Below are 21,723 nucleotides of genomic sequence, written 5' to 3' on the forward strand. Positions count from 1 at the left end.
CGCGGGGAGCGTGCCCAGAGTGCCAATGAATAGAACCGTTCGAAGCGCCGGCCGATTTTTTTTCACAGGATATGTTCTGCACGAGGTATAGAACCGGCCGTTCCCGGATATGCTATTAAAGCTGCAGCTTCGGACGACGCGATTGATGCGGTTGCTGAGGTTGCCTGAATCCAATGACAATTACATTTTATTACAGTTGCAATTCCGTGAGCGGTTCTGTTATACTCCAATAAGATGCAGAAGCTTAAACGGCCTCGCATTCAAGAAGTACCTTGATATAGCATCGTTATAACAGGAACCAATCGGAATTCACATAACGTAAAGGGTTATCATTACGTGATGGAACCTTTTACCCTATGTGAATTTTTTATTTCCTAGAGAATAAAAAAGATCATGTAAATTTACTTTTTGGAGGAATTCCAAGTGCAAACAGGTACAGTTAAGTGGTTCAACGCAGAGAAGGGCTTCGGTTTCATCGAGGTTGAAGGCGGCAACGACGTATTCGTTCACTTCAGCGCAATCGTCGGCGACGGCTTCAAGACCCTCGACGAAGGCCAACGCGTTGAGTTCAACGTAGTACAAGGCGCTCGCGGCCCGCAAGCCGAGAACGTCGTTAAGCTGTAAGTTACAGCTTAAAGAAGGAGCTTCTGATTTCGGTCAGGAGCTTTTTTCTTTTTCTGGGCATCCTATCTTCAAGGAGGGGTTAATCATGTATTCGAGGAAAAAAACGTTCGAGGAACTTCCGCAAGAGGAGACCGCGATCTGGCAGTGTACAAACGACGGTTGCAACGGATGGATGCGGGATAACTTCGCCTTCGAGAGCATTCCAACTTGCGTTCTCTGCCATTCGCCCATGGAGAGTGGCACGAGGATGCTGCCTCAACTGACGAATATGAGCAACTCGAAGTCTTCGAAGATGGGTGTCCGGATCTAACGCCGGCACAAATAATCACGCGGAACGACCAAACGCCCGGGCGGTTTAGCGCTCGGGCGTTTGGTTTGGGGTGGGTTGGGCGTTCGGGCTCAGAAGCGGGCGGCCCATACGCAGACGGGCTTCGAGACCGTCACGGAGTGGCCCGTGAAGCTCGGCAAGCCGCTCTCCGGGTCGAGCTTGAACACGGCGAGGTTGTTCGTATCGCGATTCGCGGCGATCAGGTAACGTCCTCCCGGCACGATCGAGAAGTGGCGGGGATGCTTGCCCTGGGCGCCGACGTGCTCAAGGAAGCTCAGCTTGCCGGACTCCTCGTCGACCGAATAGACCGCGAGGCTGTCGTGGCCGCGATTCGAGCCGTACAGGAACCGGCCGTCCGCCGACAGCGCGATCTCGGCGGTCGTGTTCTCTCCCTCGAAGCCGTCCGGCAGCGTGGAGAGGGTCTGGAACGGATGCAGCGCCCCGGCTTCGGCGTCGTAGCCGAGCGCCGTCACGGTGGAGTCCACTTCGTTGATGACGTAAGCGAACCGCCCGTTCGGATGGAACGCGAGGTGGCGCGGGCCCGCTCCGGGATGCAGCGCCGTCTCGCCGCGGAGCTTCAACGCATCGCCTTCGATCGTGTACGCGATGATGCGGTCGATTCCCAGCTCGCAGACGAACAGGTAACGGCCGTCCGGGCTGTGGAACGAGGAGTGCGTATGCGGCCTGTCCTGCCGCTCGGGATTGCCGCCCTGGCCGACGTGCTGACGCTCGTCGAGGAGCTTGCTGATGCGGCCGTCCTCCTCCAGGGCGGTCAGGCTGACCGTGCCTTGGTGATAGCTGGTCAAGGTCAGGTAGCGGTTGCCCGGGCTGATCTGGATATGGCATGCCGGCCCGGTCGATGCCAGCGAGCGGTCTTCTTCCGTCAGCGCCCCGGTGCTTGGATCGATGGCGATCCGCACGGCGTCGCTCGCCTTGCCGCCGTCGTCCGACTGGATCTCCGCGATGGCGTACAGGCGCTTGTTCGCCGCATCCAGTTGGAGGAAGGTCGGGTTCTTGAAGCCGGACAGCCCGCTTAGCGGCTCGAGCGTGCCGTTCTCCTCATTGAAGGAATAAGAATAGATGCCGTTGCCGTCCTCCTCGGCGTAGGAGCCAACCAGCACAAGCATCCGATCATTCATTGTGGCCAATGTCAATAACCCCGCTTCTTATGGAATATTAGAATAGTTTTATTGTAGCTTTCCGAAGGAACGCTGTAAAATAGTCCACGGAAGATGATGAATAGACAGGGGAACGAAGTCGAATGGGCATGATCGAACAACTAGAGCAACCGAAGACCAGAATCCAACTGCTCGCGGAGAGCAATCGTTCGAAGATCGGGCAAGGCATACGCAAGCCGCGCTTCCGCAAGCCGAAGAATTGGACGGTGCAAAATCGAATTCTGATGTCGCTCCTCATCACGGAGGACGTCAAGCTGTCCGAGCTTGCCGAGCTTGTCGGCGTCGCGCCGCGCACGGTCGCGGCTTGGATCTACGAAGGCGTATATCCGACGGAGGAGCACCGGGCGTTTATCGCCCACAGGTTCGGCCTGCCGCAGACCGTGCTGTTCTACCCGGACTCGGAATGGGGCCGGCTGGAGGGCGAGGAGTCCGGCCGCTTCTACAAGCGGGCGCTGCTCGGGGCGAAGAAGAACCGGATTCTGTCGGGGCTGTTCGCCGTCCACGGCATCTCCCCGGCGGACTTCAGCCGCAAGCGGGGAGTGTCGCCGGGCACGACGAGGAAGTACATGCACGCGGGAGCCATGCCGGACCCGGCCTATCGCGCCATCTTCTGCGAGTACTTCGGCCTTCCCGAGGAGATCCTGTTCCACGAGGCGGGAGAACGAGCCGGGGCCGGCGACCCGAAGGACGTCGCCGGCGGGAAGGGATAGTGCCGGAACGAGAGGCGCGATGGGATGACGGAACGGCGCTGACGCTGAAGTGAGGGAATAAGTTGGAACGACGGAATAGCGACGGACGGACTCGGAGCAGGCTTGTTGGCCTGCTTCGTTTTTTTTGGAGGAATTGGTTGGTGGGGAGCGAGGCGGGGCGGCTGTTCGGCGCGTGAGACGATTTTATGCGAAAAATCACATACGTTCGGAGGGAAAAGGGGCTTCGAGGCGCAACGAATGTGAAAAATCACATACATGGCGGAATTCCGGCCTCGAATGGCTGGATGTATGCGAAAAATCACATAAAACACCTCGATTCCCGCGAAATCCAGGCCGACGAATGTGAAAAATCATATAAAATCGAATGAATCGCCGGATCAAGAGGGGCATGAGGGCAAACTAGGGAGACAGAGACAGAAGCGCGAGGAGGGGAAATGCTATGAAGCTCGGAGACAGGGAAGGACTTCGCGAACTGGCCGCTCGCTTGATGGAGATGCTCCGTCTCGAAGCGGAAGAGGAGCGGCTATACCTTGCGAGCCGAGGGGCAAGCAGCGCGGAGCGGACTGCCGAACGAGCCTGCTGCGAAGGGGAGCCGGACGGGGGAGCCGAAGGCGCTTCGGCCGAAGCGTTCGCCCTGCCGCCCTCCGACTTGTTCGCTTTGATCAGCCAAGCCCTAGCCCGTTTGGAAGCTGGAGGTCAGTTGTCGGTGTTGCTCTCCGGCAGTCGTGCGGACAAGGAATTGTCGTTTGTGATTGCGGAGCTGGAGCGGGAATGGGACCGGGGGCGGGAGACGCCGAACGGAGCAGAGGAGGAGAACATAGCCTTCCGCCCGGGCGCCATCGAAGTGGACAGCATTGCCGGCCGGGGCACGACCTTCACCATCCGTCTGCCGGAGGAGGGACTTGGCGAGCAGCACAGCAGCTAGGAGCAGAGAGGAAGTGTGCCGCAGTTGTGCAAGATCACCCTACTCCTCACCCCCGCCAATTCGCCTATCGCCACGAGTGTTATCCAGACAAATTCCGCCTCTCCCCGCTGTTCCGTGTCCAAGATGGACCTGCTTCCCCACACTAATCTGCCTCTCGCCCGGGCGTCATCCGGGGAGAATTCCGCTCGCGGAGCGGGAACTGACCGGAAGGGATAAGGCACCCTTTGAGAGAAAGGGAGTAGCAGCCCCTCGCCCCAGCCCTTCGCCTGTCCACCCTGCCGCCATGCCTGTCCACCCTGCCGCCAGCCCCGCCAGACTATGTCGCCCTCCCGCACTTCCGCGCTGTTCTCGCCCCGCCCACTGCCCAAAAACCGTTTTCTAACACATTTTCTTTTTCCGCCACGCAAATTAGTGATAAAAATCACATAGGGAAGAATCCCACTCCTTATATAATGTTCGCGATAAGAGGGGAGGCCATAATGTGGAAGCAGTGGATCTGGCAAGGTGGCAGTTCGGCATCACGACGGTGTATCACTTTCTGTTCGTGCCGTTATCGATAGGTCTCGCCTATCTGATCGCGTTCATGCAGACGCTGTACGTGGTCAAGAAGGATGAGAAGTACAAGGAGATGGCGAAGTTCTGGGGCAAGCTGTTCCTGCTCAACTTCGCGGTCGGCGTCGTCACCGGCATCATGCAGGAGTTCCAGTTCGGCATGAACTGGGCGGACTACTCCCGCTACGTAGGCGCCGTGTTCGGCGGTCCGTTGGCGGTGGAGGCGCTGGTGTCGTTTTTCCTGGAGTCGACGTTCCTCGGCATCTGGATCTTCGGTTGGGATAAGCTGCCCAAGAAGGCGCACCTGGCCGCGATCTGGCTCGTGGCGATCGGGGCGACGCTGTCGGCCCTGTGGATCTTGAGCGCCAACTCGTTCATGCAGGAGCCGGTCGGCTTCGAGCTTCGGAACGGCCGCGCCGAGATGACCGACTTCTTCGCTCTGCTGGGCAACAAGCAGCTATGGGTCGAGTTCCCGCACGTTATCTTCGGTGCGCTGTCGACCGGCGCGCTGTTCGTGACCGGGGTGAGCGCGTACAAGTTGCTGCGCAAGCAGAAGGCGGAGCAGTTCAAGGCGTCGTTCTCGATCGGAGTCATCGTGGCGCTCGTCGCGAGCTTCATGACGGCGATGGCTGGCCACAGCCAAGCGCAGCATCTGATGGAATCGCAGCCGATGAAGATGGCCGCCGCCGAAGCGCTCTGGGACACGACCGGAGACCATGCGGGCTGGACGGTGTTCGCCTGGATCGACTCGGACGGCAAGAAGAACTCGATGCAGGTCGACGTGCCGTATGCGCTCAGCATTCTCGCGTACAACAAGCTGGAGGGCAGCGTGCCGGGCATCAACGAGCTGCAGGCGGAGTATGAGGCGAAGTACGGGGAAGGCAACTACATCCCACCGGTCCGAACAACGTTCTGGAGCTTCCGCATCATGGTCGTCGCCGGCGTGCTGATGATCGTGCTCAGCTTGTTCGGCGTGTACGCGGTCGCCCGCAACCGGCTCGAGAGGTTCCCGCGTTACCTGAAGTGGATGATCCCGGCGATCTCGCTGCCGTTCATCGCGAACAGCTCGGGCTGGATCATGACGGAGGTCGGCCGCCAGCCGTGGATTGTATTCGGGCTGCAGCGGACCGAGGACGGCGTCTCGCCGCTTGTCTCCAAGGGAATGGTGCTGACCTCGCTGATCGGGTTCACGGTTATTTACGGCTTGCTGCTCGTCGCGCTTGCCTATCTGATGGTTCGCACGATTCGTCTGGACCCGCCGGAGGAGACGGGACACGGGGATACAGGGCCGCGAACGGTCAAGCCGGATTCGCAGGACCCGCTGCTCGGAACGCTCTAATCCAAGGAGGAGACAACGATTATGCTCGAGACGTTATGGTTTATTCTGATCTGCGTGCTGTTCGTCGGCTTCTTCTTCCTTGAAGGCTTCGACTTCGGGGTGGGGATGCTGACGCCGATTCTCGGCAAGACGGACAGGGAGCGCAGGGTGCTCATCAACACGATCGGCCCGGTGTGGGACGGCAACGAGGTATGGCTCATCACAGCGGGAGGCGCGATCTTCGCGGCGTTCCCCGGCTGGTACGCGACGCTGTTCAGCGGCTTCTACCTGGCGCTCTTCTTCATGCTGCTGGCGCTGATCGGCCGCGGGGTGGCGTTCGAATTCCGCAGCAAGCTGGACAATCCGAAGTGGCGCTCCCTGTGGGACTACGTCATCGGCATCGGCAGCCTGCTTCCCCCGCTGCTGTGGGGCGTGGCGCTGGCGAACCTGATGCGCGGTGTTCCGATCGACGAGAGCACGAATTACGTCGGCACGTTCTGGGACCTGATCTCGGTGTACTCGGTCGCGGCCGGAGTCAGCATCGTGCTGCTGTTCCTGTTGCACGGAGCGCTGTTCCTGGCGCTTAAGACAGAAGGCGACATTCGGGAGCGGGCGCGGAGCTTCGCGAACAAGATCGGGGCGTGGACAAGCGCCGTGCTGCTGCTGTTCGTCGTGCTCAGCTACTTCGAGACGGACATGTTTACGCGCAATGGAATTATGCCGGGGATGGTTCCGACGATGGCGGGCTTCGCGCTGATCTCGGTGCCGTTCTTCCTGAAGGCCGGCCGCGACGGCTGGGCGTTCATCATGACCGGGGCTACGATCGCTCTGTCGACGATTACGGTGTTCATGGCGCTTTTCCCACGGGTGATGATCTCGTCGCTTAATCCGGACTGGACGCTTACGATCCACAACACGTCCTCGAACGAGTACACGCTCCAGGTCATGTCGGTCGTCGCCCTGTGCACCGTGCCGCTCGTGCTCGCTTACCAGGCGTGGACGTACTGGGTGTTCCGCAAGCGCGTCAGCGTGCGCGACCACTTGGACTACTGATATGGTCAAGGGACTGTTCGCTCGGGTAAAAGGAGTTCGTCGTCTGTTCGCATTCAGCGTGCTGCTGAGTGTGGCAAGCGGAATTGTGCTCATTCTGGAGTGTGTCTGGATCGCCGATATCGCAGACAGGGCTTTCCTGCAGGGGGATGGGCTGCGGCCTCTGCTCCCGGCGTTCGCGGCGCTCCTCGGCTGGATTGTGCTGCGGGCCGTGCTGCAATCGGCGGGAGAGTACGCTTCCTCGCGGATGGCGCTCGGCATCAAGACGGACCTGCGCGGGCGGCTGCTGCGCAAGCTGACGGAGCTGGGGCCCGTCGGCGCGAAGGAGGAGAGGAGCGGGGAGCTGGCCGGAACGGCGTACGAGGGCGTCGAGCAGCTCGAGACGTACCTCGCCCGCTATCTTCCGCAGATGGCGCTCTCGATGTTTATCCCGACGGCGGTCTTCTGCGTGGTGGCGGGGCTGGACGCCTTGTCCGCCGTCGTGCTGGCGGTGACGATGCCGCTGCTGATTCTGTTTATGATCCTCGTCGGCGTAACGGCGAAGGCCAAGGCCGAGAAGCAGTTCCAGGTGCTCGGGCGGCTCGGCGGGCACTTCCTCGATATCGTGCGGGGGCTGCCGACGCTGCGGCTGTTCGGCCGGAGCCGGGCGCAGATCGGCATTCTGTCTCGCATCAGCGAGGACTACCGCAAGACGACGATGGGAACGCTGCGGCTCGCGTTCCTGTCGGCGTTCGTGATGGAATTGTTCGCCACGTTAAGCACCGCGATTGTCGCCGTCTTCCTCGGGCTGCGGCTGATCGAGGGGGAGATCGGGTTCGAGGCGGCGTTCCTGGTGCTGCTGCTCACGCCGGAGTTCTACGCGCCGGTGCGCTCGCTCGGCACGCAGTTCCATTCGAGCGCGAACGGCGTCTCGGCGGCGAAGCGCATTCTGGCGCTGCTGGACAAGGAGCCGGCGGGCTGGGCGGAGCGGGAGGACGGCCGGAAGCTGCCGGCATCGCCATATGGCTACCGGATCGAATTCCGCGGCGTCAGCGTCCGGTATCCGGGGGCCGAGCGCGATGCGCTGACGGACGTGAGCTTCGAGCTTGCGCCGGGAGAGCGGCTGGCGATCGTCGGCCCCACCGGTTCGGGCAAGAGCACGCTGCTCGACCTGCTCCAAGGGTATGTGAAGCCGACGTCGGGCGAGATACGGGTCGACGAGGTTCCGCTCGGCGAGCTGTCGATGGCGTGGTGGCGCCGGCAGCTTGGCGCCGTCGGGCAGCACCCGCGCCTGTTCGCGGGCACGGTGCGCGATAATGTCGCGCTCGGCCGTCCGGACGCGAGCGGGGAGGAGCTGGGCGCGGCGATCCGCGCGGCGGGAGCCGGGTTCGTCGGCGCGCTGCCGAACGGGATCGAGACGCGGCTCGGCGAAGCGGTGCGGCTGTCCGGCGGCCAGGCGCAGCGGCTGGCGCTGGCGCGCGCCTTCCTGATGCGCGCGCCGATCGTGCTGCTCGATGAGCCCACCAGCGGTCTCGACCTGGAGCGGGAAGCGCGGCTTCAGCAGCGGCTGGAGCGGCTGATGGAAGGGCGCATGACGATTACGGTCGCCCACCGGCTGCAGATGGCGGAGAACGCCGACCGCGTGCTCGTCATCGCGGAGGGGCGGGCGGTCGAGTTCGGCCACCCGGGAGAGCTGGCCCGCTCCGGCGGGCTGTACGCCGAGATGCGGCAAGCGGCTTGCGGGGAGAAGGCGCGGGAAGTAGAGAGAGCAAGAGCAGCGAACGATGTGCCGGTTGCGGAGAAGGCAGGGGCGGCGGAGAAGGCGGACGCGGCAGGAGAAGCGCGACGGAATCCGCAAGCGGACCGGTCGGCGGCGGCTGCCGCCGACCGGGAAGCTGAGGCGGAGGCTGAGGAAGCCGCACGGGAAACCGCTCAAGAAGCCGCTCAGGAAGCCGCCGAGGAAGAGGCGCAGCCTGCGTTCACCGACATTGGCGCAGATTCATTGGCTCACCTGGCACCGACCCGGACGCTGCGCCGGGTGCTGGCGTTCGTGAAGCCTTACAAGTGGCGGGTGGCGCTGGCCGCGTTCCTCGGCTTCCTGACCGTCGCCGCGAACGTTGGGCTGATGGGGACGTCGGGTTATCTGATCGCCAAGGCGGCGCTTCGCCCGGAGACGGTGCTGCTGCTGTGGGTTCCGATCGTCGGGGTGCGCTTCTTCGGCATCTCGCGCGGGGTTCTGCGCTACGTCGAGCGGCTTGTCTCGCACGACCTGACGTTCCGCATCCTGCATCGCGTTCGCGTATGGCTGTACGAGCGGCTCGAGCCGAAGGGAGCCGGGCTGCTGGAGCAGCGGCGCAGCGGCGACGTGCTCGGCGCGATGGTGTCGGATATCGAGCAGCTTCAGAACCTGTACCTGAAGGTGCTCGCTCCGCCGCTGGTCGCCGTGCTGACCGGGGCGCTCGGCTTCGCCGTGATGGCGGCTCACGATATGCGGCTGGCTCTGCTGCTGCTCGGCATGATGCTGGCGGCCGGCATCGGCATTCCGTGGCTCGGCTCCATCGGGGGCCGGAAGCACGGCATGAAGCTTGTCCGGGAGCGGGCGCGCTTGTACGCCGAGACGGCGGAGCTGCTGCTCGGGCTGCGCGAGCTGGCCGCGTTCGGCCGGACGAACGACCGCCTGGCCGAGCTGGCGGAAGGGCAGCGCCGCCTGGCGAAGCTGCAGCGCGAGCATCTGCGGATCGGCGCGTTCACAGGCGGCGGCATGCTCGCGGCGGCTCACCTCGCGATGGCGCTTGTGCTGCTGCTCTCCGTCCATCTGGCCGGAGAGGGAGCCGTCGCGCCGGTCGCGATTCCGGCGCTGGCGATGATGGCGCTCGCCTGCTTCGAAGCGATCACGCCGCTTCCGGCGGCGTTCCAACAGCTCGGCGAGACGCTAGCCTCGGCGGAGCGGTTGTTTAAGCTGGCGGAGGCGGGCGGAGAGATGGTCGCAGAGCCGAGCGCAGAAGCGGCGGCGGCCGGCGACGGAGAGCGAGCCGCCGCCGCGGTCGCGATGCCGTGGAAGGCGACGGTCGAGAACCTCAGCTTCCGCTATGCCGAAGGCGAGCCCGAGGCGCTGCGCGGCGTCTCGCTCACGCTCGCGCAGGGCAAGCGGATCGCCGTCGTCGGCGAGAGCGGCTCCGGCAAAACAACGCTGCTCCGCCTCCTGCTCGGAGAGCGGCCATACAAGACCGGCTCCATTCGCCTGAACGGCGAGGAGCTGATAGGGCTTCCCGAGGAGGCGATCCGCTCCTCGTTCGCCGTCGTGACGCAGCACGCGCAGTTGTTCAACGCGTCGGCTGCGGCGAACATCCGGCTCGGACGGCCGGACGCGTCCGACGCCGAGGTGCGCGAGGCGGCGCGCCTGGCTCTGCTCGGCGACACGCTCGAACGGCTGCCGGACGGCTATGACACCGTCATCGGCGAATGGGGCTCGCGCCTGTCCGGCGGCGAGCGTCAGCGGCTCGCGCTGGCGCGGGCGCTGCTGATGAAGACGCCCGCAATCCTGTTCGACGAGCCGGCGACGGGGCTCGACCCGCTCACCGAGCGGGCGTTCATCCGCGGCATGAACGACGCCCTCGCGGACCGCGCGGTGCTCTGGGTCACCCACCGCCTGACCGGCCTCGACCGGATGGACGAGATCATCGTGCTGCACGAAGGCGCCATTGTAGAGCGGGGCGTTCACCGCGAGCTGCTGAGCGCGCGGGGGTACTACTATCGCCTCTGGCAGCTCGAGCGGGAGCGCGACTGGCGCGAGGCGCTCGAGCGGCACGGCGCCGGGACGCAGGAGGAGGCGAATCGGCCCAGGATCGGGCGAGGGCGCCACCCGGCCTGATTCGGCTACCCCAGCCAACCCGGCCAATCCCGCCAACCCTGTCAACCCCGCCGACCCGGCCCCCGGCGCCTGTCTCTGCCGACGGCATTAGGTCTCTTCTCCCGCTCGTTCAGGATAGGGGCACGGAACGCCCGGCGGCGGCACCATATCTGGAAGGGGAGGCTCCTGAGCCGCGGGGAGAAGAGACATAAGCATCAGGAAGGGTGAGCCCCCTTTCTCTGCAATATCCATAATTAGTAACATTCGTATTGCGGTATTTGTCTCGCAAGGGATGGATGGAAGAATAGCCAGCGTTCGGCGGGATGAGGAAGTTCGATGGGATCGCATAGCGCAAGCTGCCGCCCCTGATCGGAAGAGTGTCGCAGCGCCTGCCGGGCGCCGGGCACTCTTATTCGCGTTCCATGACCGATTTGCCCCCTATCAGGTTGACGGTATCCGCTATTGATGGGCACGCTCTCGCTACCTATAATGATAATGAAAATCATTTTCAAAAAAGCTGTGGAGGGTTAAAGGTGCATAATGGAGGGCTGAACGTGCATAAGAGAAAATTTGTTCCGGGTATTATGATTCTTGTTCTGGCGATTGTGATGGCGGCGTGCGGCAATGAAGCGGAGAATACGAGTCCGTCGGCATCCGCGAACGCGCAAGAGGAGACACGGCTGTTCGTCGACGCGCAGGGTCGTGAGGTGGAGATTCCGAGCGATCCTCAGAGGGTCGTCGCGCTGTGGACGGTTGGCGAGATGATCGCGCTCGGGCAGAAGCCGGTCGGCTCGACGGCGAATCTGCTGCGCTACTATACGGAAGAGGAGAAGGCGGGGATCGAGATTGTCGGCGAAGGAGTGGCCGGGGATTACGAGAAGGTGCTCGCCATGAACCCGGACCTGATCGTCACGTATGCAAGGGCGACTGCGGACGAGCTTGAGACGTACGGCAAGATCGCGCCGACGATAACGACGCCGTTCTTCGGAGATCCCATCGCCACCTTCCGCATGCTGGGAGACGCTCTGAACAAGGAGGAGACGGCCGAGCAGTGGATCGCCGACTACGACTCCCGCGTGCAGGAGATGCGGGAGAAGACCGCGAGTCTGGAGCTGGAAGGGAAGACGGCGCTGATCGTGCAGTTCGCGAAGAAGGATATTTATCTGTACAAGAGCTCGACGTTCCCCGTTCTCTATGACGCTTACCAGTTCAAGCTGACCGACAAGCAGGCGGAGCTGGAGAAGGCGGGGGAGTTCGGCTCGACGATGCTGTCGCAAGAGGTATTGCCCGAGTTCAACGCCGACTACCTGTTCGTCATTGTGAATGACGAAGACTCCCGTGGAGCCTTCGATGAGCTTAAGAAGAGCGCTGTTTGGAGCGGGCTGGCCGCAGTTGAGGCGGGACATGCGTACGAGATCGGCAACCGTATCTCGATTAACGATATTACGACGATGGACTGGGCTCTCGACGAGGTGTATCGATTGCTCACGAACCCGTAAGGACGTGACCCCATGAGCCCCACTGGCAAAAAGCTGAAGCTGGCTGCGGCGTTAGTTGCGCCGAGGGCGTCGAGCGGAGGTTGGCGGCACGATAATGCGGCGACGACGGAGGGCTTGGAGCTGGCCTACTGTGCGAGATTGGCCGGGCAAGCCGAAGCGGGGAAGCTGGACTTCCTGTTCATGCCCGACCAATACCGGACGCCCGGCGCGACGCCGGACGAATTCGAGCGGCATTCCAACGTATGGCTCGAGCCTGTCACCTTGATGTCAGCGCTAGCGGCGGTCACGACGCATGTCGGCTTGGCGGCGACCGTGTCCACGACATTCCAAGAGCCCTATCACGTCGCCCGAATGTTCGCTTCCCTGGATCACCTGAGCGGCGGCCGCGCTTCATGGAACATCGTGCAGTCGCGCGGCGATGCCGAGGAGAGCAACTTCGGCGGCGGCTGTCGGCCTGCGCAGGAGGAGAGGGCGGAGCACTCGCGGCAATTCGTCGAGATCGTGAAGGCGCTGTGGGACAGTTGGGAGGACGGCGCGATTGTTGCCGACAAGGTGTCCGGCATCTACGCCGACCCGAGCAAGGTTCATCGGCTGAACCACGAGAGCAAGTGGTTTACGGTGAAGGGGCCGCTCAACGTGCCGCGTCCGCCGCAGGGACATCCGCTTCTGATCGAAGCGGGCGAGTCCGATGCGTTCAGGGAGCGAGCGGCGAGGCAGGCTGATGTCATCTTCACGATGCTGAATGATCTGTCGGCAGCCCGGGAATTCTACCGCGATACGAAGCGGCGGCTGGCGGCATACGGGCGGGGATGGGACGATCTTGTCATCATGCCGGGGTTAAGCCTCATCGTCGGAGCGACTCCGGAGGAAGCGCGACGCAAGCAAGAAGAGCTTGCGCGACTGGAACGTTCTACACCCCGGCTTGACCTGGTGTCATTCCTGACGGGTCTGAACATGGAGAAGCGGGGCCTGCGCATCGACAGCGAGCTGCCTGATGCTGCGGACGAGCTTCCCGGCAGCAAGTATGCTGCTCACAAGGAGCGGGCCGACCAGTTGGGCCTTCGCACCGTCGAGGAGCTGTACCGCGAGCTGGAGCGAGGCTTCGGGCACCTGAGCATCGTCGGCTCGGCGGAACAAGTCGCGGATACGTTGGAGGAATGGCTTGCCCTCGAAGCGGCGGACGGATTCATCTACATCCCGAGCGTGCTCCCCTCCGGTCTGAACGATCTCGTCGAACTGGTTGTCCCCGAGCTTCAACGAAGAGGGATCTTCAAGACGGATTACGAAGGGGCAACCCTTCGGGAGCGTCTGGGCGTATCGAGGCCGCGCAATTCGTTCACGGGAGGGTGATCATGACCACCATGGCAAGAGAGGCAGTCGTGCTGAAGTCGGTACAGGCGTTCTATCTCCGGGTTATCGAGAGATTCGGGCTGGAGGGGGATGAGCCGCGCCGGCTCCAGCCTGCCGACGGGCTCGGCGTTCTCGTTCTGACGGAGGGGCAATGCCGATCGCTTGAGGGGGAGCTTCATCTGGCCAAGGGAGACAGCCTGCTGTTCGCTGTCTCCCTTGGCGTTCGCCTGGAGGCCGACTTCGACCGTGCCCGGGGGTATTACCTGGAATTCGGGCGGGTGGAGACGCCGTGCGGGCAGGCGGAGGAAGGGGACCTGCGGGAGCGGGACCGCCGAATCGTGCGGCTGAAGCCGTTCGCCGAGCAGCAGGATGAGCTTGCCGGGCTGTACGAGCAGGCGGCCGCCGAATCGTTCCTGGAGCGATTCAAGCTCCAGATTCGATGCCAGGCGCTGCTGTGCAGGCTGCTCGAGCAGATGGAGTCCGAGCAGGACCGGGCCGATTCCCTGACGGCCGTCAGACGCTCGATCGCCTACCTGCAGGAGCGGTATTCCCAGGAGCTGACGGTTGCCCAATTGGCGGCCAATGCGAACCTGAGCCCGCGCCAGTACGCGCGCGTGTTCAAGAAGATAACGGGCAAGTCGCCCATCGATTACTTGAACGAATATCGGATCAATCGCTCAAGGGAGCTGCTCTTGCAGAAGGATGTGCCTTCGCGCCATATCTCGAATCGGATCGGCATGAAGGATGTTCACTACTTCAATCGCCGGTTCAAGCGGATGGTCGGCTGCTCTCCCAAGGAGTATGTCCGCCAGCGCCACCGGGACTCCCGAATCGTCACGCCGCATTACGCGGGCGAGATGCTTGCGCTGGGGCTGCGGCCGCTCGGCTCGCTGGAGGTGACGCTTGACCAGCTTCCCGACAACGCGGAGCACATTCCGAGCATCGGCGGCGATGCCTGCCGCATGGACCTGCTGAAGGCGCTGGAGCCGGACCTCATTCTGGCGTCGGACTTCATGGGCAAGGAGGAATTGCTTGAGCTGGCGGAGCTGGCTCCGGTCATCGTCATTCCGTGGGATACCGATTCGTTCGATCGGCTGAAGCGGGTGGCGCGCGTGCTCGGCCGGGAAGCGGAAGCCGCGGAGTGGCAGGAGCGATACGCGAGGCGGAAGCAGGAGGTGCAGCGCCGGTGCGCATCCCTGGTCAAGCCGGGCGAGAGCGCGGCCATTGTGAGGCTGGACGAGGGCAAGGTGTGGGTGCACGCTTCGCGGTTCTTCCCCACCTTCTACGATGTGATCGGCTTCGCTCCTTCCCCCTTGATGGAAGCGACGACGGAGAGAGACGCCGCCCTGAGAAGGCTCGCGGTTCCGCACGGGGAGATCGGAAGAATCGAAGCGGACCGGTTGTACATCGTCAATGGAATGACGCCGCAGCACTCGCGATGGCTGAAGCAGTTGCAGGGAGCGAAGGGCTGGAGCGAGCTTCGCGCCGTCAGAAGCAATTCGGTCTGCCTGATTCGGTTGTGCGGCATCGCGAACAGCGCCTACTCGCTGGATTGGCAGCTTGACCGGGTGGACGAGCTGCTGGCCCCGCCCGGCGAGCAGGAGGGCGACTGGTGCGAGCCTTCCATCCTGGATCGGCAGATCGGCAGCGGCGCTGAGCGGCCATAGGTCTCGAGAGCCGCTTGCAAGCCCGGCGCGCCAAACAAAAAGAGCTGTCCCCCGTCTCCAAACGGCGAGCGGACAGCTCTTTGCTATGTTCGGCGGATCGCTTCCCGCCTACTGCAGCGCCTTCGTCGACTTCCGCACGACGAGGGACGTGTCGACGAGCGTCTTCAGGCGAGGGCTTGGCCCCTCCTGCTCTGTCAGCCGTAGCAGCCGCTCGACGGCCAGTGCCGCGATCGTCTCCTTCTCGACGTGAATCGTCGTCAGCTCGGGGGTGATGACCTCCGCTTCCGCGATGTCGTCGAACCCGATGACCGACAGCTCGTCCGGGACGCGGATGCCGAGCTCGTGGGCGGACTTGATGACGCTGATCGCCATGTAGTCGCATTCGCAGAACAGCGCGGTCGGAAGGCCCTCCCGCAGGCTCGCCCAGCCCTGCACGAACTCCTTCTGCGAGGAGACGACGGTCGGCGCAATCGTGAAGATGTGCTCCGGCGCAAGCGCGAGCCCGAATTCCTCGAGGGCGGCATCGAAGCCGCGGCGGCGGGCGTCGAAGTTGTGCATGCGGCTCTTCGACTGCACGTAGCCGATGCGCCGATGGCCGAGCTCGAGCAGATGGCGCGCGGCCTGGCAGCCGCCCATCTCGTTGTTCATGACGACGAAGTCGGCGGCCACCGCCGGATGGCAGGTGTCCAGGACAACGAGATGCTCGATCTGCTCGGACACGAGCGCGACCTGCTCCCGCGCGAGGTTCGTTCCGAGCAGAATAAGTCCGCTCGCTTCGGCGTCCGTCGACAGCCGCTGGACCTCCTCGGCCAACTGGTCGGCCTGGATGGAGGAGAACAGCAGCGAATAGCCGTTGCCGCTGCATTGGTCCTCGATGTGGCGGATAAGCTCGGTGAAGAACGGCTGCTTCTCGAACTCGTCGAGAACGATGCCCGAATTGGTCAGGGCGACCAGCCTTAAGAAGCGGTTCGTTCGGTATACTTGCTGCGCGTGCACCTGCGAGCGTTGGACATAGCCGGTGTCTTGCGCGATCCTCAGAATTTTGTCGCGGGTCTCCGGGCTGACGCCGGGCTTGCCGTTCAAGGCGAGGGAGACGGCGGACTTGGATACGTTGGCCAGCTTGGCGATGTCATCGATCTTCATTCCCACACATCCACACACCTATCTGTTTAGTAGCTCCGATTCCTCCCATTATCGCATTTTTTAACGGATTAGAAAAGATGGCGTTCCCCTGCAGCACGAGATTTATATAAACAAATTTATTAAAATTACTAAATAAATTTATTGACGAGTTTAGTTCGCGGTGCTACCATGAAGGCGAAGTCAACCAGTTCAAGCGGGGGGAACCATCGTGGCCAAGTTAAAGCTCGGATACGCGCCGACCCGGCGTTTTACATTCAGTGCCGAAGACGCTTACAAATACAAGGTGCTGATCCGGGAGCGGATCGAGTCGTTCGGAATGGACATCGACATCGTGGATCTGGAGGGCCTGAACGACGAGGGGCTGCTGTACGACGATCACTTCAATGCCGACGCCATCGCCCGCAAGCTTCAGGACGAGCGGGTCGATGCGGTGTTCTTCCCGCATTGCAACTTCGGCACCGAGGACACGGTCGCCCGGGTCGCCAAGGCGGTCGGCAAGCCGACGCTGCTGTGGGGACCGCGCGACGAAGCCCCGCTTGAAGACGGCATGAGATTGCGCGACACCCAGTGCGGGCTGTTCGCGACAGGCAAGGTGCTGCGGCGCTTCAACGTCCCGTTCACCTACATTACGAATTCGCGGGTGAACGATCCGGTGTTCGAGCGCGGGTTCACGAATTTCGTCGCGGCAGCGAACGTCGTGAAGACGTTCAAGTCGCTGCGCATTCTGCAGATCGGGCCGCGTCCGACATCGTTCTGGACGATGATGTGCAACGAGGGCGAGCTGCTGGAGCGGTTCGGCATCGAGCTGCATCCGATTACGCTGATCGACATCCAGCGCGCCTCGAAGAAGGTCGAGTCGGGCAACAGCTCGGAGCTGGCGGAGGCGATCGATTATATCAAGGCGAAGCTGGATTACTCGGAAGTGACGGAGGAGGATGTTCGCCGGATCGCTGCGCTCAAGGTGGCGATGAAGCAATACGCGGTCGGCAACGGCTGCTCGGCCATCGCGATCCAGTGCTGGTCGGCGTTGCAGGAGGCGATGGGCATCATGCCGTGCCTCGCCAACGCGATTCTGACCGACGAGCAGATCCCGGTTACGTGCGAGACGGACATTCACGGCGCGATCACCTCCGTTATGGTGCAGGCGGCGACGATGAACACGGCCCCGACGTTCTTCGCCGACCTGACGATCCGCCACCCGGACAACCCGAACGGCGAGCTGTTGTTCCACTGCGGGAACTTCCCGGTCTCGCTCAGCGTGGAGGAGAAGCCGAAGCTCCGCAAGCACTTCCTGTTCGACGACCACTCGCCGGGCACGCATGAAGGAGAGATCCGCGGCGGAGTTATGACGATCGCTAGGTTCGACGGGGACCATGGGGAGTATTCGATTTTCCTCGGGAAGGCTCGCGGTATTCAAGGTCCGTACACTCGCGGCTCCTACGTCTGGGTCGAGGTGAACGACTGGCCGCTCTGGGAGGAGCGGCTGGTGAAGGGGCCTTACGTGCACCATGCCGTCGGCATTCACGCCAACGCCATCCCGGCGATCTACGAGGCGTGCCAATACATTCCCGGCTTGACGCCGGACCCGGTCGATCCGACGGAGCGCGAGATTCAGGCATGGCTGCGCGGCGCGGGGCTGTGAGCGGGAGGAGGAGGAACTCGTATGAACAACACGGAGCTTAAGGCGAAGGCGATTCAGATCCGGATGGACCTGCTTCGCATGATCCACGGAGCCAAGACCGGACACACCGGCGGCTCGCTCAGCAATACCGACATTCTGACCGCCCTTTATTATCGAATCATGAACATCGACCCGGCCCGCCCGAAGTGGGAGGACCGCGACCGCTTCATTGCGAGCAAGGGACATTCCGTCGAATCGCTCTGGTGCATCCTCGCGGACCTCGGCTTCTTCTCGAAGGAGGAGCTGGCGACGTTCAGCCAGTTCGGCACCCGGCTCATCGGGCATCCGAACAACAAGGTTCCCGGCATCGAGATGAACACGGGGGCGCTCGGGCACGGCCTGGCGATCTCGGTCGGCATGGCGCTGGCGGCGAAGCGGGACGGCAAGGCGTACCGGGTGTTCTGTTTGATGGGAGACGGCGAGCAGGCCGAAGGCTCGGTATGGGAGGCGGCGATGGCGGGGGCGCATTACGGGCTCGATAATCTCGTCGGCTTCGTCGACCGCAACCGGCTGCAGATCAGCGGCTCCACGGAGGAAGTGATGGGGCTCGACCCGCTTGACGAGAAGTGGGCGGCGTTCGGCTGGAACGTTGTCTCGCTGGACGGCAACGACATCGATGCGCTCGTGGCGGCGTTGGAGCGGGTCCCTGCCGCTATCGGCAAGCCGACGCTGATTATGGCGAATACGGTCAAGGGCAAGGGCATATCCTTCGCGGAGAACATCCCGCATTGGCACCATCACGTGCCAAGCGACGAGGAATTGGCGAGGGCGCTGACGGAGCTGAAGGAAGCGGCCGAGAGGCTTGCGCGACTGGAAGGGCAGGTGCGATAAAATCATGAACAAGATTCCGAATCGGCAAGTGATCTGCGAGACGCTGGCGGAGCTGGCACGGGATGACCGCGACATCATGGTGCTGGCGAGCGATTCGCGCGGCTCGGCGGCGATGGCGCCGTTCGCGAAGGAGTTCCCCGACCAGTTCGTCGAGGTCGGCATCGCGGAGCAGAACATCGTCGGCATCTCGGCGGGGCTGGCCCACAGCGGCAAGAAGCCGTTCGTGACTTCGCCGGCCTGCTTCCTGAGCATGCGAAGCATCGAGCAGATCAAGGTGGACGTCGCCTATTCCGGCACGAATGTGAAGCTGGTCGGCATCAGCGGCGGCGTCAGCTACGGGGCGCTCGGCATGTCGCACCATTCGGTGCAGGATATTGCGGTCGCGCGCGCCATTCCGGGACTTGCGGTCGTGCTGCCCGCGGACCGGCACGAGACGAAGCGGATGACCGAAGCGCTCGTGAAGCATGAAGGCGGCGTGTACGTGCGAATCGGCCGCAATCCGGTGGAGGATTCGTACGAATCGGCGGAGGACGGCGAGTTCGTGCTGGGCAAGGCGGTCACGATGCGGGACGGCTCCGACGTGACGATTGTCGCGGCGGGCGAGACGGTCCGCGTGGCGCTCGATGCGCACGAGGCGCTGAAGGCGGCGGGTGTGTCCAGTCGGGTAATCAATATGCATACGATCAAGCCGCTCGACGAGGAGGCGGTGCTTCGGGCCGCGCGCGAGACGGGCCATGTCATCACGGTGGAGGAGCACAGCATCCACGGGGGACTCGGCGCCGCGGTGGCGGAGGTGCTCGTGCAGCGCCATCCCGTGCCGATGCGCATCGTCGGCATCGCGGACGAGCCGGCGATCGCGGGCAAGACGAGCGAGGTGTTCGAGCATTACGGCATCAGCGCGGACAACCTGAAGCGGCTCGCGCTCGAGCTGCTCGGCAGGTAGGAGGCCGGGCGATGGCGGAACAGCAGGCGAAGGCGGAACAGCAGGCGATGGTGGAACAGCAGGCGAAGGCGGAACAGCAGGCGAAGGCGGAACAGCAGGCGAAGGTGGAGCGGGAGCGGGAATTGGCGTCGACGAAGATCTATATTCTCGCCATTGACCAGAGCACGTCGGGCACGAAGGCGCTGCTGGTCGACCGTTCGGGAGCGGTGGCGGCGCGCAGCTCCTGCGAGCATAAGCAATACTATCCGCGCCCGGGCTGGGTGGAGCACGATGCTCTCGAGATTTACGAGAACGCGAAGCGGGTCGCCAGAGAGGCTCTGGCCTCGGCGGGAGTCGGGCCGGAGCGGCTTGCGGCGCTGACCGTCACGAACCAGCGGGAGACCGCGGTGCTGTGGGACCGGACGACCGGACGGCCCGTTCATCGCGCAATCGTCTGGCAGTGCCAGCGCACGGCGGAGTATTGCGCCGAGCTGCGCGAGGCGGGATGGGAGCAGGCGGTCCGCGAGAAGACCGGGCTGCTGCTCGATCCCTACTTCTCGGCGGCGAAGTGGAGCTGGATGCTGGGCAACGTCCCGGGTGCCGGCGAGAAGCTGGCGGCGGGGGAGCTGTTGGCGGGTACGATCGATAGCTGGCTCATCTGGAAGCTGACCGGAGGGCGCGTTCATGCGACGGACAACACGAACGCAAGCCGCACGTCATTGTATAATATCCATAAGCTGGAGTGGGACGAGGAGCTGTGCGGGCTGTTCGGAGTTCCGGCCGCAATCCTGCCCGAGGTGCGCTCGTCCGACGCCCGGTTCGGCGAGACGGAGGACCCCGAGCTGTTCGGGGACGTGCGGGTGCCGATCTGCGGCGTCATCGGCGATTCGCAGGCGGCGCTGTTCGGCAACCGCTGCTGGAGCCCGGGCATGGCGAAGGCGACCTACGGCACGGGCACTTCCGTGCTCATGAACGTGGGCGACCGGCCGATTGCGGCGGGCGGAGGTCTGGTGCAGGTGATCGCCTGGGGGCGCGGCGGCAAGGTGACGTATGCGCTGGAGGCGGTCATCCGCACGTCGGGCGACAGCCTCAAGTGGGTGCGCGACAACCTCGGCTTGTTCGCGGACATGGACGAGATGCAGCGGCTTCTGGACCGCGCGCCGGCCAATGAAGGCGTTTACCTCGTGCCGGCGTTCGTCGGGCTCGGCGCACCGTATTGGCAGCCCGACGCGCGCGCGGCGCTCGTCGGCATGAACCGCGGCACGGGACGCGAGCACATCGTGCGCGCCGCAATCGAGAGCATCGCGTACCAGGTGCGCGATGCGGCGGAGCTGCTCGAAGCGGAGGCGGGCATCCCGCTGACGGAGCTGCGCGCGGACGGCGGCGCTTCCGCGAACGCCGTGCTGATGCAGTTCCAGGCCGACACGCTCGGCCGGCCCGTGGCGAAGGCGGGCATCGCGGAGCTGTCCGCGATGGGGGCGGTGTACCTCGGCGGCCTGGGCGTCGGCTTCTGGGGCTCGCTTGAAGAAGCAGCCGGAAGGGCGGGAGGCGGAGGCTCGGAAGACGGAGGGACGGATGGCGGAGACACGGGAACCGGGACCGGAACTGTCTACGAGCCTCGCATGGCGCAGGTTGAGAAGGAGAAGAATTACGCAGGCTGGAAGCGGGCCGTCTTCTCCGTGATCGGAGCGTTATGAACGTTTTGCCGGCACAATTCTTCTCTGGCGGCATTATGTCTCTTCTCCCACTTGCTCAGGATAGGGCGAGCAGGGGAATATCCGGGGGCGGTCTGAGCGCGATAGTGGAGGACGGTCAGACCGTTCTGCGGGATGAGGAAGAGTACGAATACGGAAGTAGGCGCAGCGAAAGATACGTGATATTACAATAGAGGAGAGGATCTCATGTCATTCCAAGAGACAGTCAAGCTGGGCCATCTGTTAAAGAACCCGGAGTCGAGGGCAATTCTGTTCAGAGCGATCCTTCCCTGGACGTCTCCGATTATCGGCTTCAGTTCCTGAAGCTTCAGCCGTTCGGCTCCTACCTGGAGTCCCTGCCTTCGGAAGAGACGCGAGCGGCGCTGCTTCGCGAGCTGGAGCCGTTCGGGCCGGTCGTGGAC

General features: G+C 63.2%; 16 protein-coding genes. 14 read left to right on the plus strand and 2 right to left on the minus strand.

What is annotated here, in order from left to right:
• Nucleotides 1-423 precede the first annotated feature (423 nt).
• Together E6C55_RS01405 and E6C55_RS01410 are read left to right on the plus strand one after the other, a co-directional pair.
• Nucleotides 424-624, plus strand: coding sequence for a cold-shock protein (locus E6C55_RS01405; RefSeq protein WP_136367974.1), 201 nt, complete (start codon nt 424-426; stop codon nt 622-624).
• A gap of 85 nt (nt 625-709) precedes the next feature.
• Complete coding sequence (locus tag E6C55_RS01410; protein WP_136367975.1) at nt 710-934, plus strand: cold-shock protein; 225 nt, start codon at nt 710-712, stop codon at nt 932-934.
• A gap of 89 nt (nt 935-1,023) precedes the next feature.
• On the opposite strand, the gene E6C55_RS01415 is transcribed toward E6C55_RS01410, so the two are convergent.
• Nucleotides 1,024-2,091 carry a lactonase family protein gene (locus tag E6C55_RS01415; RefSeq protein WP_136368042.1) on the minus strand — a complete coding sequence of 356 codons (1,068 nt, stop codon included), beginning with the start codon at nt 2,089-2,091 and terminating at the stop codon, nt 1,024-1,026.
• Nucleotides 2,092-2,213: 122 nt separating this feature from the next.
• Here E6C55_RS01415 and E6C55_RS01420 point away from each other — a divergent pair, with 122 nt between their 5' ends.
• From E6C55_RS01420 to E6C55_RS33545, 8 genes are all read left to right on the plus strand, one after another.
• On the plus strand, nt 2,214-2,840 hold the full coding sequence (locus tag E6C55_RS01420) for a hypothetical protein (RefSeq protein ID WP_136367976.1): 627 nt from the start codon (nt 2,214-2,216) through the stop codon (nt 2,838-2,840).
• 439 nt (nt 2,841-3,279) lie between these two features.
• On the plus strand, nt 3,280-3,765 hold the full coding sequence (locus E6C55_RS01425; protein WP_136367977.1) for a hypothetical protein: 486 nt from the start codon (nt 3,280-3,282) through the stop codon (nt 3,763-3,765).
• 481 nt (nt 3,766-4,246) lie between these two features.
• A complete protein-coding gene (locus E6C55_RS01430) occupies nt 4,247-5,656 on the plus strand; it encodes a cytochrome ubiquinol oxidase subunit I (RefSeq protein ID WP_136367978.1) in 1,410 nt (469 codons plus the stop codon).
• 21 nt (nt 5,657-5,677) lie between these two features.
• Nucleotides 5,678-6,688, plus strand: a complete 1,011-nt coding sequence (gene cydB, locus E6C55_RS01435) for a cytochrome d ubiquinol oxidase subunit II (protein WP_211093502.1) — start codon at nt 5,678-5,680, stop codon at nt 6,686-6,688.
• 1 nt (nt 6,689) lies between these two features.
• Entirely contained in the window at nt 6,690-10,535 is a 3,846-nt protein-coding gene (gene cydD / locus E6C55_RS01440) for a thiol reductant ABC exporter subunit CydD (protein WP_136367980.1), read from the plus strand.
• 533 nt (nt 10,536-11,068) lie between these two features.
• Complete coding sequence (locus E6C55_RS01445) at nt 11,069-12,013, plus strand: ABC transporter substrate-binding protein (RefSeq protein WP_168735393.1); 945 nt, start codon at nt 11,069-11,071, stop codon at nt 12,011-12,013.
• A gap of 12 nt (nt 12,014-12,025) precedes the next feature.
• Entirely contained in the window at nt 12,026-13,363 is a 1,338-nt protein-coding gene (locus E6C55_RS01450) for an NtaA/DmoA family FMN-dependent monooxygenase (protein WP_136367982.1), read from the plus strand.
• A 2-nt stretch (nt 13,364-13,365) separates the two neighbouring features.
• Complete coding sequence (locus E6C55_RS33545; RefSeq protein WP_168735394.1) at nt 13,366-15,030, plus strand: helix-turn-helix domain-containing protein; 1,665 nt, start codon at nt 13,366-13,368, stop codon at nt 15,028-15,030.
• A 108-nt stretch (nt 15,031-15,138) separates the two neighbouring features.
• On the opposite strand, the gene E6C55_RS01460 is transcribed toward E6C55_RS33545, so the two are convergent.
• On the minus strand, nt 15,139-16,173 hold the full coding sequence (locus tag E6C55_RS01460) for a LacI family DNA-binding transcriptional regulator (protein ID WP_136367983.1): 1,035 nt from the start codon (nt 16,171-16,173) through the stop codon (nt 15,139-15,141).
• Nucleotides 16,174-16,381: 208 nt separating this feature from the next.
• Between E6C55_RS01460 and E6C55_RS01465 the strand changes: the two genes are divergently transcribed.
• The 4 genes from E6C55_RS01465 to glpK are packed head-to-tail and all read left to right on the plus strand — an operon-like array spanning nt 16,382 to nt 21,304.
• Entirely contained in the window at nt 16,382-17,815 is a 1,434-nt protein-coding gene (locus E6C55_RS01465; protein WP_136367984.1) for an L-fucose/L-arabinose isomerase family protein, read from the plus strand.
• Nucleotides 17,816-17,836: 21 nt separating this feature from the next.
• Nucleotides 17,837-18,685, plus strand: a complete 849-nt coding sequence (locus tag E6C55_RS01470) for a transketolase (RefSeq protein WP_136367985.1) — start codon at nt 17,837-17,839, stop codon at nt 18,683-18,685.
• 4 nt (nt 18,686-18,689) lie between these two features.
• Complete coding sequence (locus E6C55_RS01475; protein WP_136367986.1) at nt 18,690-19,628, plus strand: transketolase family protein; 939 nt, start codon at nt 18,690-18,692, stop codon at nt 19,626-19,628.
• Between the two features lie 11 nt (nt 19,629-19,639).
• Nucleotides 19,640-21,304, plus strand: a complete 1,665-nt coding sequence (glpK, locus tag E6C55_RS01480) for a glycerol kinase (RefSeq protein ID WP_230986460.1) — start codon at nt 19,640-19,642, stop codon at nt 21,302-21,304.
• The last annotated feature ends 419 nt before the right edge of the window (nt 21,305-21,723 follow it).

Source organism: Cohnella fermenti (assembly GCF_004801405.1).
Taxonomy (GTDB): domain Bacteria; phylum Bacillota; class Bacilli; order Paenibacillales; family Paenibacillaceae; genus Cohnella; species Cohnella fermenti.

Coding starts and splice junctions, on each gene's coding strand:
- E6C55_RS01410 (WP_136367975.1), top strand. CDS start 710: ATGTATTCGAGGAAAAAAACGTTCGAGGAACTTCCGCAAGAGGAGACC.
- E6C55_RS01415 (WP_136368042.1), bottom strand. CDS start 2,091: ATGAATGATCGGATGCTTGTGCTGGTTGGCTCCTACGCCGAGGAGGAC.
- E6C55_RS01420 (WP_136367976.1), top strand. CDS start 2,214: ATGGGCATGATCGAACAACTAGAGCAACCGAAGACCAGAATCCAACTG.
- E6C55_RS01425 (WP_136367977.1), top strand. CDS start 3,280: ATGAAGCTCGGAGACAGGGAAGGACTTCGCGAACTGGCCGCTCGCTTG.
- cydB (WP_211093502.1), top strand. CDS start 5,678: ATGCTCGAGACGTTATGGTTTATTCTGATCTGCGTGCTGTTCGTCGGC.
- cydD (WP_136367980.1), top strand. CDS start 6,690: ATGGTCAAGGGACTGTTCGCTCGGGTAAAAGGAGTTCGTCGTCTGTTC.
- E6C55_RS01450 (WP_136367982.1), top strand. CDS start 12,026: ATGAGCCCCACTGGCAAAAAGCTGAAGCTGGCTGCGGCGTTAGTTGCG.
- E6C55_RS33545 (WP_168735394.1), top strand. CDS start 13,366: ATGACCACCATGGCAAGAGAGGCAGTCGTGCTGAAGTCGGTACAGGCG.
- E6C55_RS01460 (WP_136367983.1), bottom strand. CDS start 16,173: ATGAAGATCGATGACATCGCCAAGCTGGCCAACGTATCCAAGTCCGCC.
- E6C55_RS01470 (WP_136367985.1), top strand. CDS start 17,837: ATGAACAACACGGAGCTTAAGGCGAAGGCGATTCAGATCCGGATGGAC.
- E6C55_RS01475 (WP_136367986.1), top strand. CDS start 18,690: ATGAACAAGATTCCGAATCGGCAAGTGATCTGCGAGACGCTGGCGGAG.
- glpK (WP_230986460.1), top strand. CDS start 19,640: ATGGCGGAACAGCAGGCGAAGGCGGAACAGCAGGCGATGGTGGAACAG.